At 62.7% G+C, this 16,088-nt stretch carries 18 protein-coding genes; 5 read left to right on the top strand and 13 right to left on the bottom strand.

Annotated elements, in window-relative coordinates; translation table 11 throughout:
- Positions 1-185 precede the first annotated feature (185 nt).
- Positions 186-929: a LytR/AlgR family response regulator transcription factor gene (locus tag RIN61_RS12585; protein WP_015268539.1), complete on the bottom strand. Its 744-nt coding sequence runs from the start codon at positions 927-929 to the stop codon at positions 186-188.
- Positions 930-1,224: 295 nt separating this feature from the next.
- Here RIN61_RS12585 and argH point away from each other — a divergent pair, with 295 nt between their 5' ends.
- The gene (gene argH / locus RIN61_RS12580; protein ID WP_112251186.1) at positions 1,225-2,619 is read left to right on the top strand and encodes an argininosuccinate lyase; all 1,395 of its coding nucleotides are present in this window, start codon (positions 1,225-1,227) and stop codon (positions 2,617-2,619) included.
- A gap of 124 nt (positions 2,620-2,743) precedes the next feature.
- Here argH and RIN61_RS12575 read toward each other — a convergent pair whose 3' ends face one another.
- Complete coding sequence (locus tag RIN61_RS12575; protein ID WP_112251184.1) at positions 2,744-3,406, bottom strand: glutathione S-transferase; 663 nt, start codon at positions 3,404-3,406, stop codon at positions 2,744-2,746.
- A 147-nt stretch (positions 3,407-3,553) separates the two neighbouring features.
- Here RIN61_RS12575 and RIN61_RS12570 point away from each other — a divergent pair, with 147 nt between their 5' ends.
- Together RIN61_RS12570 and RIN61_RS12565 are read left to right on the top strand one after the other, a co-directional pair.
- The gene (locus RIN61_RS12570) at positions 3,554-3,856 is read left to right on the top strand and encodes a hypothetical protein (protein ID WP_023661318.1); all 303 of its coding nucleotides are present in this window, start codon (positions 3,554-3,556) and stop codon (positions 3,854-3,856) included.
- A 70-nt stretch (positions 3,857-3,926) separates the two neighbouring features.
- The gene (locus tag RIN61_RS12565; RefSeq protein WP_015268535.1) at positions 3,927-4,172 is read left to right on the top strand and encodes a TIGR02647 family protein; all 246 of its coding nucleotides are present in this window, start codon (positions 3,927-3,929) and stop codon (positions 4,170-4,172) included.
- A gap of 133 nt (positions 4,173-4,305) precedes the next feature.
- Here the strand turns inward: RIN61_RS12565 and RIN61_RS12560 are convergent, their stop codons facing one another.
- A complete protein-coding gene (locus RIN61_RS12560) occupies positions 4,306-6,249 on the bottom strand; it encodes an FTR1 family protein (RefSeq protein WP_112251181.1) in 1,944 nt (647 codons plus the stop codon).
- A gap of 290 nt (positions 6,250-6,539) precedes the next feature.
- On the opposite strand from RIN61_RS12560, the gene RIN61_RS12555 reads away from it, so the two are divergent.
- Complete coding sequence (locus RIN61_RS12555) at positions 6,540-6,995, top strand: REP-associated tyrosine transposase (RefSeq protein WP_112251179.1); 456 nt, start codon at positions 6,540-6,542, stop codon at positions 6,993-6,995.
- Between the two features lie 203 nt (positions 6,996-7,198).
- On the opposite strand, the gene RIN61_RS12550 is transcribed toward RIN61_RS12555, so the two are convergent.
- The 10 genes from RIN61_RS12550 to RIN61_RS12505 form a co-directional block, all read right to left on the bottom strand.
- On the bottom strand, positions 7,199-7,450 hold the full coding sequence (locus RIN61_RS12550; RefSeq protein ID WP_112251177.1) for a DUF3077 domain-containing protein: 252 nt from the start codon (positions 7,448-7,450) through the stop codon (positions 7,199-7,201).
- Positions 7,447-7,722 carry a hypothetical protein gene (locus RIN61_RS12545; protein WP_112251175.1) on the bottom strand — a complete coding sequence of 92 codons (276 nt, stop codon included), beginning with the start codon at positions 7,720-7,722 and terminating at the stop codon, positions 7,447-7,449. The genes RIN61_RS12550 and RIN61_RS12545 overlap by 4 nt, the downstream gene beginning before the upstream one ends.
- A gap of 378 nt (positions 7,723-8,100) precedes the next feature.
- Positions 8,101-8,385: a helix-turn-helix domain-containing protein gene (locus RIN61_RS12540; RefSeq protein WP_003260206.1), complete on the bottom strand. Its 285-nt coding sequence runs from the start codon at positions 8,383-8,385 to the stop codon at positions 8,101-8,103.
- 13 nt (positions 8,386-8,398) lie between these two features.
- Positions 8,399-8,725, bottom strand: coding sequence for a type II toxin-antitoxin system RelE/ParE family toxin (locus RIN61_RS12535; protein ID WP_112251173.1), 327 nt, complete (start codon positions 8,723-8,725; stop codon positions 8,399-8,401).
- Between the two features lie 527 nt (positions 8,726-9,252).
- Positions 9,253-10,671 (bottom strand): efflux transporter outer membrane subunit, encoded by a 1,419-nt coding sequence (locus RIN61_RS12530; RefSeq protein WP_313857388.1) that lies wholly within the window; start codon positions 10,669-10,671, stop codon positions 9,253-9,255.
- Entirely contained in the window at positions 10,668-11,543 is an 876-nt protein-coding gene (locus RIN61_RS12525) for an efflux RND transporter periplasmic adaptor subunit (RefSeq protein ID WP_023662453.1), read from the bottom strand. The genes RIN61_RS12530 and RIN61_RS12525 overlap by 4 nt, the downstream gene beginning before the upstream one ends.
- Positions 11,540-11,752, bottom strand: coding sequence for a DUF1656 domain-containing protein (locus tag RIN61_RS12520; protein WP_003255905.1), 213 nt, complete (start codon positions 11,750-11,752; stop codon positions 11,540-11,542). Before RIN61_RS12520 ends, RIN61_RS12525 begins: the two co-directional genes overlap by 4 nt.
- Positions 11,749-13,836 (bottom strand): FUSC family protein, encoded by a 2,088-nt coding sequence (locus tag RIN61_RS12515; protein ID WP_015268530.1) that lies wholly within the window; start codon positions 13,834-13,836, stop codon positions 11,749-11,751. The genes RIN61_RS12520 and RIN61_RS12515 overlap by 4 nt, the downstream gene beginning before the upstream one ends.
- Positions 13,833-14,285 carry a MarR family winged helix-turn-helix transcriptional regulator gene (locus RIN61_RS12510; protein WP_112251167.1) on the bottom strand — a complete coding sequence of 151 codons (453 nt, stop codon included), beginning with the start codon at positions 14,283-14,285 and terminating at the stop codon, positions 13,833-13,835. The genes RIN61_RS12515 and RIN61_RS12510 overlap by 4 nt, the downstream gene beginning before the upstream one ends.
- 234 nt (positions 14,286-14,519) lie before the next feature.
- On the bottom strand, positions 14,520-15,314 hold the full coding sequence (locus tag RIN61_RS12505) for a tetratricopeptide repeat protein (RefSeq protein ID WP_112251165.1): 795 nt from the start codon (positions 15,312-15,314) through the stop codon (positions 14,520-14,522).
- A gap of 207 nt (positions 15,315-15,521) precedes the next feature.
- Here RIN61_RS12505 and RIN61_RS12500 point away from each other — a divergent pair, with 207 nt between their 5' ends.
- Complete coding sequence (locus tag RIN61_RS12500; protein ID WP_112251163.1) at positions 15,522-16,082, top strand: WCX domain-containing protein; 561 nt, start codon at positions 15,522-15,524, stop codon at positions 16,080-16,082.
- The last annotated feature ends 6 nt before the right edge of the window (positions 16,083-16,088 follow it).

Raw genomic sequence — 16,088 nt, 5'->3', positions numbered from 1 at the left:
TCCAGATAAATGCTGCCGATGATAACAGCATCGCCGGTATCGCTAGCAGATGTGGATCAGCTGAGGGCCTCTTCGCGGCTAAAGCCGCTCCCACAGGTTCATCACTGCCTTCAGAGCGGCACCATACCTGTGGGAGCGGCTTCAGCCGCGAACAAGGGCGCAGCCCTTACCATGGGGGCGCCGTATCAGAGGGTCTGCATCATCTTGCGCACACCGGCCACATGCCGGCGGCTTACGGTCAGGGCGTCGCCGTCAAGGCCTTTCAGGTACAGCTGGAAATGCCCCAGCGGCGTGCGCTGCAGGCGCTCGATACGCTCACGGGCGACCAGCGCATTGCGGTGGATACGCACGAAGCGTTCGCCAAACTCGTCTTCCAGGGCCTTGAGCGGCTCGTCGAGCAGCACCTCCCCGGCCTCGTGGCGCAAGGTCACGTACTTGTGGTCGGCAATGAAATAGATCACCTGGGGCAAAGGGATCAGCTCGATGCCTTTGCGCGTGCGGGCACTGATGTGGCTGCGCGGGCCGCCGCCTTCGTTGGCCGGCCTGGTGAGCGCCGCCAACTGGGCGCGGTTGGGTTTTTCGGCCTTGCGCAAGGCATCGCGCAAGGCCTGGGCCTGGAAAGGTTTGGTCACATGGCTGAGGGTACTGTCCTTGAAAGCCTCGGCACCGTATTCATCGTCCCCGGTGCAAAACACCACCGCCGGCGGCGCCTCGCGCTCGCACAGGCGAGCAGCAACCTGCAGGCCGTCCAGGCCTGGCATGCCGATGTCCAGCAGGACCACATCGGGCTTGAGGCTTTCGATCAGCGCCAAGGCCTCCTCGCCGTTGGTGGCGCTAGGCTCCAGCACGGTGTAACCCTCCAGTTCGCCGAGCAGCCGGCTAAGGCGCTCACGGCCTTGGGGTTCGTCATCAACGATCAGGACATTCATAATTGCGCTGGATTCCTGAATGAGTCTCGCACAGGTATAGCGTAGACAGGTATGGTTCGAGCGACACAAGGTCACGCTCTAGACCGGTGCGATGGCCAAAGATTCACTCGGCCGGCAGATTCACTGCCAGTCCTCTGTCCAACTGTAGACGGTCCGTGGAACACTGCCGTTCATTCCTTGAAATCCTTCTCAGCCATTTTCCGGGCATTTCTCTCGACCGGCGCCCTGCGGCAGCCAGTCCAACCCTGCTATTATCGGCGCCACTTTTTCGTTCACGCCTGCAATGAGTGAATCCATGAGCACCGACAAGACCAATCAGTCCTGGGGCGGCCGCTTCAGTGAGCCCGTCGACGCCTTCGTCGCCCGTTTCACCGCCTCGGTCGATTTCGACAAGCGCCTGTACCGCCACGACATCATGGGTTCGATCGCCCATGCCACCATGCTGGCGCAGGTCGGCGTGCTCAGCGATGTCGAGCGCGACACCATCATCGATGGCCTGAAGACCATCCAGGGCGAGATCGAGGCTGGCACCTTCGACTGGCGTGTCGACCTCGAAGACGTGCACATGAACATCGAGGCACGCCTGACCGACCGTATCGGCATCACTGGCAAGAAGCTGCACACCGGCCGTAGCCGCAACGACCAGGTGGCCACCGACATTCGCCTTTGGCTGCGCGACGAAATCGATCTGATCCTGGCCGAAATCACCCGCCTGCAGCAGGGCCTGCTGGAGCAGGCCGAGCGTGAAGCCGAAACCATCATGCCCGGCTTCACCCACCTGCAAACTGCCCAGCCGGTCACCTTCGGCCACCACCTGCTGGCCTGGTTCGAAATGCTCAGCCGCGACTACGAGCGCCTGGTCGACTGCCGCAAGCGTGCCAACCGCATGCCCCTGGGCAGCGCCGCGCTGGCAGGCACCACCTACCCGATCGACCGCGAACTTACCTGCAAGCTGCTGGGCTTCGAAGCCGTGGCTGGCAACTCGCTGGACGGCGTGTCGGACCGCGACTTCGCCATCGAATTCTGCGCCGCCGCCAGCGTGGCGATGATGCACCTGTCGCGCTTCTCCGAAGAGCTGGTGCTGTGGACCAGCGCGCAGTTCCAGTTCATTGACCTGCCAGACCGCTTCTGCACCGGCAGTTCCATCATGCCGCAGAAAAAGAACCCGGATGTGCCGGAACTGGTACGCGGCAAGAGCGGCCGTGTATTCGGCGCCCTGACCGGCCTGCTGACCCTGATGAAAGGCCAGCCGCTGGCCTACAACAAGGACAACCAGGAAGACAAGGAACCGCTGTTCGACGCCGCCGACACCCTGCGCGACTCGCTGCGTGCCTTTGCCGACATGATCCCGGCAATCAAGCCCAAGCACGCCATCATGCGTGAAGCGGCCCTGCGCGGTTTCTCCACCGCTACCGACCTGGCCGACTACCTGGTACGCCGTGGCCTGCCGTTCCGTGATTGCCACGAGATCGTGGGGCACGCGGTGAAGTATGGCGTCGACACCGGCAAGGACCTGGCCGAGATGAGCTTGGACGAACTGCGCCAGTTCAGTGACCAGATCGAGCAGGACGTGTTTGCCGTGCTGACCCTGGAAGGCTCGGTGAATGCTCGTAACCACATTGGTGGTACTGCACCGGCGCAGGTGCGTGCGGCGGTTGCCCGCGGCAAGGCGCTGCTGGCTTCGCGTTAAGGCCCATTGCGAGGGCTTCGCCCTCGTTCGCGGGTGAACCCGCTCCCACAGGTATTGCACAGGCTTCAAAAGCAGTGCTGTACCTGTGGGAGCGGGTTTACCCGCGAATGCCCCAACACTATTCTTAGCGTTTACCGCTACGAATCATCTCCATGAAGGCCGGCATCGCCGCCTCCTTGTCCGCCACGATCCGCGCCATGTGCGGGTTGTCGCCCATCAGCTGCAACAACGCCTTGGCCTGCGGGAAGTCCGCCAGGAAGTCGATGTTCAGCACTTTCTTGCCCACGGCACAGGCCAGGTCGACCGAGAAGCAGAACATCAGGTCTGCCAGGGTCAGTTGTTCACCCGCTACATAGGGTGCGAAGCGGCCGTTGCGCTTGAGCGTGGCAAAACCTGCCAGCAGGTCGGTACGGGCTTTTTCCTTTATCAGCGGCTCGACCTGCATGCCAAAGAAAGACTCGGCATAGCAGGTACGCGCCGGCAGCTCGATGTACAGCTCGATTTCCTTGAGCAGTTCGCGCACCTTGGCCTGCCCGAACGGGTCGGCCGGCAGCAGCGCCTTGCCGCTCTGGGTCTGCTCGATATAGTCGAGGATCACACTGGTTTCGCTGAGGAAGCCATGTTCGGTCTCCAGCACCGGCACCTTGCCTCGCGGGCTCACTTCCAGCGCCTGTGGCGCCTGGCCGCCATAGAAAGTGACTTCCTCGAAGGGCAAGCCTTTTTCCAGCAGGGCCAGCTTGACCATGTTGTAGTAGTTGCTGACAGAGAATCCATGAAGCTTGAGCATGAGGTAACAGCCTCCAGGCCGTAAGGGGTTGGCCCGGCTTTTATAGACCGTACGCCCGCCGCTGACCAGCGTCATGCGCCCCGTCAATGCCCGGGCATTGCCGCCACGGGCGTGGCACACTGTGCATCCCATCACAGGAGTACCGCCATGAGCGAGCCCACCGAAATCGACAATGACGACGACGAAGCCTTCGCCGAGGCAACGCTGACCCAGGCCATCGAGAACCAGATCGAAAGCGGCGACCCGGCGGCGGCGAAAGCCACGTTCAACAAACTGACCCTGGTCGGTTACGAGCGCGAAGACATTCTCAACCTGATGGCCCATGTACTGGCCTTCGAAATTGACAACATGCTGGTGGAAGACCGCGAGTTCGACCGCGAGTGGTACGAGAGCGCCCTGCGTGCGCTGCCCGAGCTGCCACCTGAGATGGATCAAGGCGAGGACGAATAACCCGGCTACACTCGAAGATCAGGCACCGTAGAACGGTGCCGTCATCCTTGTCTGGAAGTCAGGAGTCGCCATGCCTTTTACCCCCGATCTGATCGCTGAACTGGAAGTACTTTCGCTGTTCAAGCACGACAGCAGCCAGGAAGGCATCAAGATTCACAAGAACGCTTCCCCTGCCCTGGTAGCCGCCGCGCAACGCCTGCATGAAAAAGGGCTGACCGATCAACCTGATGGCGGCTATCTGACCAGCCTGGGTCATGACGCTGTCGAGAGTGTCCAGTTGCTGCAGAACATTCTCAAGGCGCCACAGCCGGCCTGAACTGATAATGCCAGGGGCTGCCTTGCAGCCCATCGCCGGCAAGCCGGCTCCCACAGGTACAGCAAATGGCTTGAAGCCGATGCGGTCGGAGTGGGAGCTGGCTTGCCGGCGATGGGCCGCAGCGCGGCCCTAATCAGTTGGCCGCTGCCCTGCGCCTTTCCGCCAGGCGCGAGCGCCCGTACAGGAACACGATGGCCAGCAAGGCCAGCGCCTGCGCCGAAAGCGAGTAGGCGTCAGCGTGAACCCCCAGCCAGTCGAACTCGAAGAACGCCACCGGCCGCGTGCCAAGTACCCCGGCCTCTTGCAACGCCTTCACGCCATGCCCGGCGAACACCACCGACAAGGCACATAGCAGCGCGGCGTTGATGCTGAAGAACAGCGACAGCGGCAGCTTGGCCGAGCCACGCAGGATCACCCAGGCCAACCCCACCAGCAGCACCAGCGCCGTGGCACCACCCGCCAGCACCGCCTGGTGCCCGGCTGGGCCGGCCTGCAGCCACAGGGTTTCGTAGAACAGGATCACTTCGAACAGTTCGCGGTAAACCGAGAAGAACGCCAGCACGGCAAAACCGAAACGTCCGCCACCACTGACCAGGCTGCTCTTGATGTAATCCTGCCAGGCGGCAGCATGGCGGCGGTCGTGCATCCACACGCCAAGCCACAGCACCATCACCGCGGCGAAAAGCGCCGTGCAGCCTTCCAGCAGCTCGCGCTGGGCGCCACCAACGTCGATCACGTAGGCTGCCAGCGCCCAGGTTGCGAAACCGGCCACCAGCGCCAGGCCCCAGCCGATGTTGACGCTGCGCACCGCCGACTGCTGGCCGGTATTGCGCAGGAAAGCCAGGATCGCCGCCAGCACCAGAATCGCCTCCAGGCCTTCGCGCAGCAGGATCAGCAAGCCGGATACAAAGCTCAGCGACCAGCTCAGGCCATCGCTGCCCAGCAGTTTGGAAGCCTGCTCGAGCTTGGCCTTGGCTTCGCTCAGGCGTTGCTCGGCCTGGGCCACGGGCAAGCCGTCCTGCAGCGACTGACGGTAGGCCATCAGCGATTTTTCGGTGTCCTTGCGCGCCTGGGTGTCGATGTTGTCCAGCGAGCTTTCCACCAGCTCGAAGCCTTCCAGGTAGGCCGCTACTGACAGGTCATAGGCCTGGTCGTGATCACCTGCGCGGTAGGCCGCCAGGCTCTTGTCCAAGGTGCTCGCGGTGTATTCGAGCAATTGCGCCGGGCCACGTTTGACCTGCGGCGGCTGCGCGCGCTGGGCGCGGAACGCCTCCACGGCCGTGGCACCTTCGCTGGCGGCGACTTCGGCCGGGGTCTGGCGGGCCAGGTCGGCGATGTTCCAGGCCTTGTCGCCTTTGCCGGCTTCTGGCTTGGCGGTGAAGCTGGCGATGTAGGCAGCCACATCCCAACGCTGGCGGTCGTCCAGCTGGTCGGCAAACGAAGGCATCTCGGTGCCATCGATGCCCAGGGCCAGGGTGTTGTAGAGGTCGAACAGGCTCAACTGGTCGAGGCGCGAAACATCGCGCAGGTTGGCGGGTGCAGGCTCCAGGCCCACGCCGGCCGGGCCGTCGCCGGCGCCAGTTTCGCCGTGGCAGATCGAGCAGTTTTGCGCATACAGCGAAGCGCCGCGGGCCGGGTCCGGAGTAATTACCGGAGCCTGGCTGACCTCGTAGGCCACCGCCAGGCGCGCACCCAGCTGGCGGGCCTGCCTGGCAACAGCCGGGCCGTCCTGGCGCTGGTCGATGGCCTGGCGCAGCGCCTGGACGCCCTGCTCCAGGGCTGCTTGTTCAGCATGCGCAGGCAGGCCTTTGACCAAGTCGGCCAATACCGCGCTGAACTCCTGCTGCTCGCGGTATTCACCATCGTCGATCACCTTGCCGTCTTGCACGGTGGGCGGGTAGTCGGCGCCAATGTAGTCCAGCAGGTGCAGGGCCTTGGTGGCCTCGGCGGGGGCTTCGGCCAGCGCCAGGGTGCTGCACAGCGCCAGCACCGGGCCGAGCAAAATAACCGGCAGCCAAGCAAGCAGACGGGAACGGGTTTTCATGGCCAGTCTCGAAGGGAATGCGAAAGAGAACATTGTTCACTCCCACTTTGCTTCACTCAAGGGTGCTGGGCGGATTTCATGAAAAATCTTGCTACAAATCAGATGAAGAGGGGGAATGCGCTGAACCTGTGGGAGATTCTGTCTTGTGTTGCCTGCCCACAGGTATTGCACATGGCTTGAGGGAGATGCGGTCGAGGTGGGAGCTGGTTTGCCGGCGATGAAGGCTGCGCCGATGTCACTGGAAACACCGGGTACCAATTGATTGGTTATTCGCAGATCCATAGCCACTAGCCTGAGGAGCAAACCATCAGGAGACAGGGAACATGGATCGTCCCCACTCAGACCAGTTACGGCTTGGCCGTTTTTCGGAAACCAGTCGATTGTATCTGCTTACCAGCACAACCCTTGACCGGGCCCCAATATTCAATGACCTTCACTCGGCCCGCTTGCTGGTTGCCGAGTTGCGCCAGGCTGAGGAGGAAGGTGCCGTAAGATCGCTGGCCTGGGTGGTGATGCCTGATCACTTTCATTGGCTGGTCGAGCTTGGACCGGGCAGCCTGAAGCGCTTGATGCGCAGGGTGAAATCTCGCAGCACCATGATGATCAACAGGTATCAAGGGCGAAGCGGCCAGCTCTGGCAGAAGGGATTTCATGACCGGGCATTGCGCCGGGAGGAGAATGTGCAGGCGGTGGCGCGGTACATTGTCATGAATCCGAAGCGGGCAGGATTGGTCGCGAGGGTTGGGGATTATCCGCATTGGGATGCAATTTGGCTTTGATGGGGCTTTGCCTGTCAGGGCCCTATCGCCGGCAAGCCAGCTCCCACAGAGTACTCATCAGGCCTGTGGCAGGCGCTGACCTGTCTGGGCCTCATCGCCGGCAAGCCACACAGGTAAGTCACAGGACTCGATAGCAGTGGCGTACAGGTGTGGGAGCTGGCTTGCCGGCGATGGGCCGCATAGCGGCCCCGGGGTCTTTAGGGTTATTGAAGAACCTTGTTCATCCCCCGCTCCATATCATCGTTCAAGGCCTTGGCCATCTCGCTTAGTATCCGCGCAGCGCTACCTGCAATGCGGTCGTTTTCCATTTCCGCTTCGGTGGTCAGGTGGCGTATACAGCCCAGCAGCACAGATAGCTGCGAGAAAGCATGGCTGAACGGCACATTTGGCTGCAGGCGGAACAAGTCGAAGGTTTCCACACCTGCGATTGCAGAGTCTCTTGGATCATCGCTCATCGGGTCGCTCCTTGATCGTGGCGGGTTGCATGGGTGCGGTCGCACACGGCATTGATCAGGCGGCAGAGCAATCGAATATTCATGCCCATGGCATTGCGCGTGTCGCCGGGAGGGTTGTCGAGCAGGACTATGGTGGTGTGGTCGATCGTCAGGGTGAGAGCGCTGATCAGCTCTTCGCAGTCTTTGGGGCTGAGAGGATCGATTAGTGAGAGCGCGGGAGGGTCGAGCAGAAGCAGATCGGTAACTGGTGGATCGGGGACGAGCTTGTTCATGGCAGAACTCCGTATGGGGGATTGAACTGCTCTCCTCCTTGTCTCACGAAGTTGGGTGGCAGTCGTGCACGGTGTGAGACACGGGACATACGGTAACCCCGGCCAGGCCGAAGCCTGTCCGCACACGACCGCCATAAAGCGGTGCTACCGAATGAAATCCGGGTGTCTCACGCCCGATCGCCTTGCGAGGCGACCCGACGACAGTATTCCGGGAACACTTTCCAGCCAAGACAGCACCTTCCGACAGGCGCTGTAGGATAATTCGACAGGGCATCCGAACTGAAGCATTTGGTTTCAGGTTCGGAAATGTCTTACGACGCCTCAGTTCGGTGCGGGTTGAAAACGGCAAGGCCTGGCCCTCATGGTCCAGCCACCGATTCAGGCGAGCTTTTCCTTCACCGTGAAATCCACTTCCAGATCGGCATTGGCCAGCAGATTTACCAGGGCATCCAGGGAAAACTTGTCAATCTTCCCATTCAAAAGCTCACTCAAGCGCGGTTGAGTGACATGTAGCCGACGCGCCGCATCCTTCTGAGGTAGATCCCAGGCACGCACCGTCTTGACCAAAATACGCATCAACTGCGAGCGCAGCCGAAGGTTGTCGGCCTCTTCTGGCGTATCAGCCAACGCGTCCCATACAGATGCCGAGCGTTCATTCGCCATTGTTGATCACCTCTCAGTCCAGCGACTTGAAACGGGCTTTCGCCACATCAATATCGCGCTTATCCGTCTTTTCAGTTGTCTTGCGGAATGCATGCAGGACATAGACAGCCTCCGGGCGGTTCACAACATAGAACACGCGAAAAGCACCGTCTTGACACTTGATGCGGATCTCCCGCACACCCTGCCCCACATTCTCCATCGGCTTCCAGTCGGTAGGTTCTTCACCGGACTGGATCAAGTCCAGCTGATACCCAGCCCGCTGCCTCGCCGCTGGTGGAAACCTGCGCACATCATCCTTGCTGCCGCCTACCCATTCGATAGGCTTCTGACCGTCCCACATGCCGCATACCCCTTCGCCATCGCTCCAATCGCCAGCTGCGCTTGCGCCTCATGCCTCACCCGTGTGTTTGGTCATGCCGCTGCACCTTTCTGGCGTACATGGCAATGCACAGATTTCAGGAGCCTGCACACAAATTATATCGATACCGATATAACATCAAGCCTGTAAATGTCCTTTATCGACAACGAATAAACAGAAAGGAATGGGCAACAGAAGTGAGGCAACTCACCTGAAAAGGCGAGCCAAGGACATTAAACCTGGTGTGCTTCCCAGCCAAGACAGCACCTTCCGAGAGGTGCTGTAGGATAATTCGACAGGGCGTTCGAACTGAAGCATTTGGTTTCTGGTTCGGAAATGTCTTCCAGCTCTAGAACCTGGGCGAGGGCTTTGCCCTCGATCGCCGGCAAGCCAGCTCTCCCATGGTCCGTACCAATTTCAAGGCATGCACAAGCCGGCTATCACAGGTGAACCACAGGTCTCAAAAGCGGTGGAGTACCTGTGGGAGCTGGCTTGCCGGCGATTGGGCCTCAAGGCTTGGCGGTGTCCTTCCACCCCCCACCCAACGCCAGGAACACACCAATCTGCCCCTGAGCCACCTGACTATTGGCCGCTGCCAGCTGCGCGCGCATGTCGGTGTAGGTGCGCGTCGCCTGCAGGTCGGCCAGGAACGATTCACGCCCCGCCTGGTAATACCGGTGCGTCTGGTCCGCCGCTTCCTTGGCCGACTTCTCCGCCTCGGCCAGCGCGTCACGCCGGTCCAGCAGGGCGCTGTACTGCGCCAGGCGGGTCTGGGTCTCGCGAATGGCGTTCAGCACCACCCCATCAAAATTCGCCAGGGCTGCCTGGGTCGAGGCTTCGGCCATGCGAATGCGGGCACGGGTGCCGTTGGTGGGAATGGTCCAGCTGATCTGCGGGCCAAAGCCCCAGCGGTTGGTCGCCGGCTCGCCAAGGTTTTCGAGGATACCAATGGTGCCAACCTGGGCGCCGATGCTGATGTCGGGGTACAGGGCGCCGGTGGCCACGCCGATGTAGGCAGTGGCAGCGGCCAGCTGCCGTTCGGCCTGGCGCACGTCTGGACGGCGCTTGAGCAACGCCGCGCCATCGCCCACCGGCACCAGCTGGTTCAGGTGTGGCAGCTCGGCACAATCGGCAGTGCCGGCAGGCAACTGATCGACCGGTTTTGCCAACAAGGCAGCCAGGGTATACATGCCGGTCTCGCGCTCCGCCTTGAAGCGTGGCAGCTCGGCACGCAACGATTTGAACTGGGTCTGCGAGCGGGTGACCTGGGTTTCGTCGCCACGGCCAGCATCGCGCAAGCGCTGGTTGAGCTTCACGCTCTGCTCCTGCAGGTCGAGCGACTCGCGGGCAATGTGGTATTCCTCGTTGGCCGAGCACACCTGGGTGTAGGCCTTGACCACATCCGCCACCAGGGTGATGCGGGCGGTATCGGCGGCGGCCTGCACTGCGTCGGCATTGGCCTTGGCCGCCTCGGTGCCACGCTTGAAAGTACCCCACAGGTCGAACTGGTACGAGGCACTGATGATGGCCTCGCCGATGTTGGCCACCGGCACTTTCTCTGGCAGCAGGAAGGCCTCGCCCGATTCCTGCAGGCGCTGGGCGCCAAGTTTGACGCCGCCGTTGAAGCCACCTTGCGACTCAGCCACTTCGACCTGGGCGCGCGCCTTGGCAATGTTGGCGGCAGCCACGCGCAGGTCGGTGTTGGCACTCAGGGCCTGGCGCACCAGCTCGTTCAGCCGTTGATCCTGATACAGCTGCCACCAGTCCTCAGGCACCGGTGCCGATACCACACTGTCGGCATCCTGGCGCAACGGGCCGTTGAGGTCGCTGCGTTGCACCGCCGCCTCCTTCGGCACGTCATAGTCGGGGCCGACCATCATGCAGGCGCCCAGCGACAGGCATAGCCCTGCCAGGATCAGCTGTTTCATGGGCGCTGCCCCTCGATGATCGACACCGTGGCAGTACGCCCGGCGATCATGCGGAAGTCTTGCGGCACTTCATCAAAGGCAATGCGCACCGGAATACGCTGGGCCAGACGCACCCAACTGAACGCCGGGTTGACGTTGGGCAACAGGTTGGCGCCACTGCTGCGGTCGCGGTCTTCGATGCCAGCAGCGAAGCTTTGCACATGGCCACGCAGGCGAGTGTTGTCGCCCATCACGCGGATGTCCACGGCATCGCCGATGTGGATGCCGCCCAGCTTGGTTTCCTCGAAGTAGCCGTCCACGTGGTATGAAGCGCTGTCGACCACCGACAGCACCGGGCGGCCGGCGGTGACGAATTCGTGATTACGCGGTGCTCGGTCGTTCAGGTAACCGTCCACCGGGCTGCGCACCACCGAGCGGTCGAGGTTGAGCTGGGCGGTATCGACGGCCACCTGTGCTTCGCTGACGGCCGAACGGGCACGGGCCTCGCGGGACTGGCTTTCTTCCACCTGTTCGGCGGCCACCAGATTGCCAAGCTTGCGGTTGCGCTGCGCTTCGCGGGTGGCCTGGGCCAGGGTTTCCTGGCGTTCACCCAGGGTCGCCTTGGCTTGGCGCAGGGCCAGGGTGAAGCGGTCCTGATCGATGGTGAACAGCACATCGCCGCGCTTGACGGTCTGGTTGTCACGCACCTCGACCTTCTGGATCAGCCCGGATACGTCCGGAGCAATCTGGATCACGTCGGCGCGGATGTGACCGTCGCGGGTCCAGGGGGCGAACATGTAGTACACCACCATCTGCCACACGAGCACGGCGGCGAAGGTCACTACCAGCAAGGTCAGGACCACGCGGCCCAAGGTCAGCAAAGGTTTTTTCATGGCAGCATCAGGTTTCGGCAAAAGTGGTCCACCGCACCAAGCAGCACGGCATACAGGGCAACGTTGAACAACGCCCGGTGCCAGACCAGGCGGTAGAAATGCAGGCGCACCAGCACCGCGTGCACCCCGAGGAACAGCAGGTAGGTGCCAAACATCATCACCAGCAGCGTGGGCAGGAATACCCCGCTGATATCCAGTTCACCAATCACAGGGGTGCTCCGTCGAGGCCGGGGGGCAGTTGCGGTTGTTCGGCTGGCTCGAGCATCACCTCCACGCCCGGCAGCAGTGCCAGGCGCAGGCCGCTCAGTGCGTGCAGCAGGTGGGTGCGGGCATCGCCGCGCTCGTACAGCTCATCCAGGTTCAGCGCCAGGCGCGCGCGCTCCATGTTGCGCAGCAGCGCGGCCGGGGCGTGCAGGCGCTCGCCGGCGCGCAGGCAGGCAGCGTAGTGCGCGCCGACTTCCTCGACTACCGTGTTCAGCCGCTCACGAGCCTGCTGCCCGGCACGCGGCATGTAGGCCAGCAGGTCGAGCAGGTTCAACCCCACCCGCAGGTCGCGCAGTGCCACGCCGCTGTCCTGCCCGGTTTGCGACAAGCGCGGCAGGTGCTGCATCAGGCGGTCGAGCATCTGCACACCGACCTGGCGGTGCTCGGCCAGGGTGGCCGGCTCGGTCATTTCGACGATGTCGCGCCAGGCGAAGCGGGTCATGCGCTTGGCCGCCAGTTCCACGCCGAACGGGCGCATTACCAAGGTCCAGATGAAGGCGAACAGCAGCCCCACGGGGCCGGCCAGGTTGGAATTGAGGAAGGTGAAGAAGTCAGCATCGTAGGCGCCCTGGATGCTGATGAAGGTCGAGGTGTTGACGATGGTCAGCAAGGTACCCAGGTAGAAGCGCGGCTGCACGGTCAGGGTGCCAACGCAGATGAACGGCACGGCGAAGGCAAGCACCAGCATCGGGAAGTCGTGCAGGTTGGGCAGCACCAGGAACAGGTACAGGCTGGAGAAGATGACCGACATCAGCGTCCAGAAGAAGAACCTGTAGATCTGCGGCGCCGGGTCGTCCATGGCGGCGAAGAAGCTGCACGACACGGCGGCGAGGATCACTGCGCTGGCGCCGTCGTTCCAGCCCAGGCCAATCCACAGGCCGCAGGCGACAACGATCGCCAGTACGGTTGAGGCCACCGAATACAGCATCAGGCCACGGTCGAAGAACGCCGTCAGGCGGCCCAGGCGCCAGTGGCGGTACACCGCGCGCCAGGGTTTGGAGTCGTCGCTGCGCAGGGCATGTTGCAGGCTGCAGCAGTCTTGCCACAGGTCGGCCCATTCGGTCAGGCGGTACAGAGCGTTGGACAGTAGCAATTCGGCGCGCTGGTCGAGGGCAGCGGCGCCCGGCTGCAGGCGCTCGATCTGTTCGTGCAGGGCGGTCCAGCGGGCGACCGAGGCGCTGTCGACGGTGCCCTTGAGCCATTCGCGGGCGGCATCGAGCAACGGTTGCAACTGGGCGAACTGTGCCGGGGCGCGGCCTTCGAGGGCGACCAGGGCGTCGTCGAGGGCATCGATCACGGGCAGCAGGTGGATCATGCGCCCGCGCAACTCGCGGGCATTCTTCAGGGTGTGCGGACCGGCGCCTTCATGCCCGAGCTGGCCGATCATCAGCTCCAGCGAGTTGAAGGTGGCAACCATCGCCCCGCGCATGCCGCCAACCTGGTCTGCGCTGGCTTGGCGGGCCAGGTAGGTGTCGCTATAGCGGATCGCCTCGGTGAACCAGCTACCAGTGGCACCGACTACAACCGGCGCCAGCCGGCGTGGCCAGAAGATCGCCCCGACCACCGCCGCACACACGATCCCCAGGCAGATTTCCTGGGCGCGGGAGGACGCCACGTCGAACACAGCAAGCGGGTTGTCGACCACCGCCAGGGCAATCATCGGCAAGGTGTAGCCGGCCAGCATCAGCACATAGTTGTTGGCGGTGCGCAGGTTCAGCGAAAGAAACAGCAAGGTGCCGGTCCACAGGGCGATGGCGATGCTCAGCAGCAACGGCGACTGCACCAGCGGCGGTACCAGGAAAATCGCCCCGCCAGCGCCGAGCAGCGTGCCCACGGCACGGTACAGGGCCTTGGAGCTGGTGGGGCCAAGGAACGGGCTGGAGACGATGTACACCGTGGCCATGGCCCAATAGGGGCGCGGCAACTGCATGAGCAGGGCGATGTACAGGGCGATCATGGAAGCGGCAAAGGTACGCACGCCATAGAACCAATCGCGAGCGGGTGGTACCGAGCTGAAGAAACCGCTCATGCTACCGCGCCTGTGTTGCCCAGGCCGGCGGCTTCGAAGGCACGCAGCACGCGCAAGGCGGCTTCCAGGTCCGCCTGGTCGATGCCATGCAGCACTTCGCGGCGCAGGCGCACCAGTTCGGCTTCGATGGATTCGGCCAGGGTGCGGCCTTCGGCGGTCAGGCTCAGGGCCTTGGCGCGGCGGTCCAGCGGGTCCTCGCTGCGGCATACCAGGCCAGCCTTGCACAACTGGTCGAGCAGGCGCACCAACGACGGGCTTTCCAGGCCGGCGGCCTGGGCCACGGCCACCTGATGCACACCGTCACCCAGGCGCACGATCATCAGCAGCGGCGCGGCACAGGCCTCGGAAATGCCGTAACCGGTCAGCGCGGCATGGCAGATGCGCCGCCAATGGCGAGCGGCAACCACCATGCCACTGCTGACTTGCAGGCGCAGGAGATCAAGGGACATGACAGGAACCAAGGATATTCATAGTTTGCTAACTATCAATATACGCCTGTGCCTCCCCCTGTCGTCAACCGGAGGCATGGATGAATTGTTGTTCATGCTGGGGTTATGGCCTGACTGTGCCGGCCTCTTCGCGGGTGAACCCGCTCCCACAGATGCTGAACAGGATTCAAGCCATGCACAGTACCTGTGGGAGCGGGTTTACCCGCGAAGAGGCCCGGACAGACAACAAAGAATTCAAGGCTGTATCTGGTCTTCCAGCTTCATGGTCAAGGCCAGTGTGCTGCCCATCTGCACCGCCCGGTCACGCCACTCCTGATAGCGGCCCTCGTCACGGCTGCTGAAATGCACCGCCAGCTCTTCGGCCGCCTGCACTACCCCCGCCGCAGCCGCCAGCTCCAGCCAGTACAACGCGGCCTTGAGATCAGCCTCCACGTACAGCCCGTGCATCAACCGGTAACCTACCTCGAAACGGCAGCGTGCCTCACCCCGCTCGGCCCCGCGCAAGAACCACTGGTAAGCCTCCACCAGGTCGACCTGCCACTGCAGGCCGCCATCACACACCTCTTCCTCGTACAGGTCACCCAGCGCGGCAGCGGCATGCAGCATGCCCCGCTCGAAAGCCTGCCGGTAGCACTCCGCCGCCTGCAGGTAAGAGGGCTCGATGCCTTTGCCGAAGTAATGTTGCTGCCCAAGGTTGAACCATGCCGCGGCATGGCCTTGCAGGGCCGCCATGCGCAACAGGTGGCCAGCCAATACGGTGTCGGCGCGCCAATACTTGCCATTGAGCCAGATCCAGCCAAGGTCGTTGAGCGCTGCCACGTTGCCTTGCAAGGCCTGGCGGCGCAGGTCGCTGTACACCGCCTGCAAGTCGCTGGCTTCGTCCAGGCGGCTGACCAGCAGCGAGCGCTGGCTGGGCAAGCCTATCCCGGCAAACAGCCGCTGTCGCCTTCCGACAGCGGCCGGTGGGGCGATCACCCGCTCGGGCAGAAGGCGGGCAAGCAGCGAATGGATATTGCTGGCAGCAGACATGTTCATCCTCATTGAACGACACACAACCCCAACCTTCGGCTGTGATGAGGCGTGATTCTGCGTGACGTAACGTCAAAACCTGTCGCGAACGATTCGGCACCAGGCAACCAAATGCGACTTCCTTGATCTGAGCAGGCTGTGGCCAATTGCCATGCCCCACGCCTGCCGCCATCCTGTTGCGGCAAGCCTAGACAAGGACGTTACCTTTTGCCGTTCGCCACCACTCGCGCCACCCTCAGCCGACAGTGGGCGCTGTTGCGCCAGCTGCCCAGCCGTTCCCCAGGCATTACCAGCGCCGAACTGGTCTGGCGCCTGCGTGACGTGGGCTTCACTGTCAGCAAACGCACTGTCGAACGTGATCTCAATGAACTGTCGTTGATATTTCCGCTGGAGCGCAATGACAAGAGCATCCCGTTTGGCTGGCATTGGTCGGCGAGCGCAGTGGGCGACTTGCGCGGCAATTTCGATTTGTTGACGCACCTGCGCGGTGATGCGCTGCAACCGGCTCGGGGTGAGGGGGTGGAGTTGGTGGCGCGGATCAGCGATACGCTGGCACGGCAGTTGCGGGTTGCGCCGTTGAGTAGCGACATGCAGCTGACGGCGTTGGAGCACGGGCATCGGTTGCAGGCCACGGTGAGCGACGGCTGGCCTTTGCGCTGGTGGCTGTTGAGCCATGGGGATGGGGTGGTGGTGGAACAGCCAGCCGGATTGCGCGAGGAAATTGGCAAGATCCTGAGCAATGCGGCTGCGCAGTATTTGAATTTTTAGCCTGTA

Origin of the sequence: Pseudomonas inefficax, assembly GCF_032164165.1 — a bacterium.
GTDB classification, from domain to species: Bacteria; Pseudomonadota; Gammaproteobacteria; order Pseudomonadales; family Pseudomonadaceae; genus Aquipseudomonas; species Aquipseudomonas inefficax.
The sequence above is the reverse complement of the archived record's forward strand: the minus strand, read 5'-3'. Positions and strand labels throughout refer to the sequence as shown.

Bases quoted from the DNA above. Each gene is read 5' to 3' on its own strand.
- RIN61_RS12550 (WP_112251177.1), bottom strand. From the start codon at position 7,450: ATGAGCGATGATCCAAGAGACTCTGCAATCGCAGGTGTGGAAACCTTC.
- RIN61_RS12530 (WP_313857388.1), bottom strand. From the start codon at position 10,671: ATGAAACAGCTGATCCTGGCAGGGCTATGCCTGTCGCTGGGCGCCTGC.
- RIN61_RS12585 (WP_015268539.1), bottom strand. From the start codon at position 929: ATGAATGTCCTGATCGTTGATGACGAACCCCAAGGCCGTGAGCGCCTT.
- RIN61_RS12565 (WP_015268535.1), top strand. From the start codon at position 3,927: ATGCCTTTTACCCCCGATCTGATCGCTGAACTGGAAGTACTTTCGCTG.
- RIN61_RS12545 (WP_112251175.1), bottom strand. From the start codon at position 7,722: ATGAACAAGCTCGTCCCCGATCCACCAGTTACCGATCTGCTTCTGCTC.
- RIN61_RS12575 (WP_112251184.1), bottom strand. From the start codon at position 3,406: ATGCTCAAGCTTCATGGATTCTCTGTCAGCAACTACTACAACATGGTC.
- RIN61_RS12540 (WP_003260206.1), bottom strand. From the start codon at position 8,385: ATGGCGAATGAACGCTCGGCATCTGTATGGGACGCGTTGGCTGATACG.
- RIN61_RS12535 (WP_112251173.1), bottom strand. From the start codon at position 8,725: ATGTGGGACGGTCAGAAGCCTATCGAATGGGTAGGCGGCAGCAAGGAT.
- RIN61_RS12505 (WP_112251165.1), bottom strand. From the start codon at position 15,314: ATGTCTGCTGCCAGCAATATCCATTCGCTGCTTGCCCGCCTTCTGCCC.
- argH (WP_112251186.1), top strand. From the start codon at position 1,225: ATGAGCACCGACAAGACCAATCAGTCCTGGGGCGGCCGCTTCAGTGAG.
- RIN61_RS12510 (WP_112251167.1), bottom strand. From the start codon at position 14,285: ATGTCCCTTGATCTCCTGCGCCTGCAAGTCAGCAGTGGCATGGTGGTT.
- RIN61_RS12560 (WP_112251181.1), bottom strand. From the start codon at position 6,249: ATGTTCTCTTTCGCATTCCCTTCGAGACTGGCCATGAAAACCCGTTCC.
- RIN61_RS12515 (WP_015268530.1), bottom strand. From the start codon at position 13,836: ATGAGCGGTTTCTTCAGCTCGGTACCACCCGCTCGCGATTGGTTCTAT.
- RIN61_RS12525 (WP_023662453.1), bottom strand. From the start codon at position 11,543: ATGAAAAAACCTTTGCTGACCTTGGGCCGCGTGGTCCTGACCTTGCTG.
- RIN61_RS12570 (WP_023661318.1), top strand. From the start codon at position 3,554: ATGAGCGAGCCCACCGAAATCGACAATGACGACGACGAAGCCTTCGCC.
- RIN61_RS12555 (WP_112251179.1), top strand. From the start codon at position 6,540: ATGGATCGTCCCCACTCAGACCAGTTACGGCTTGGCCGTTTTTCGGAA.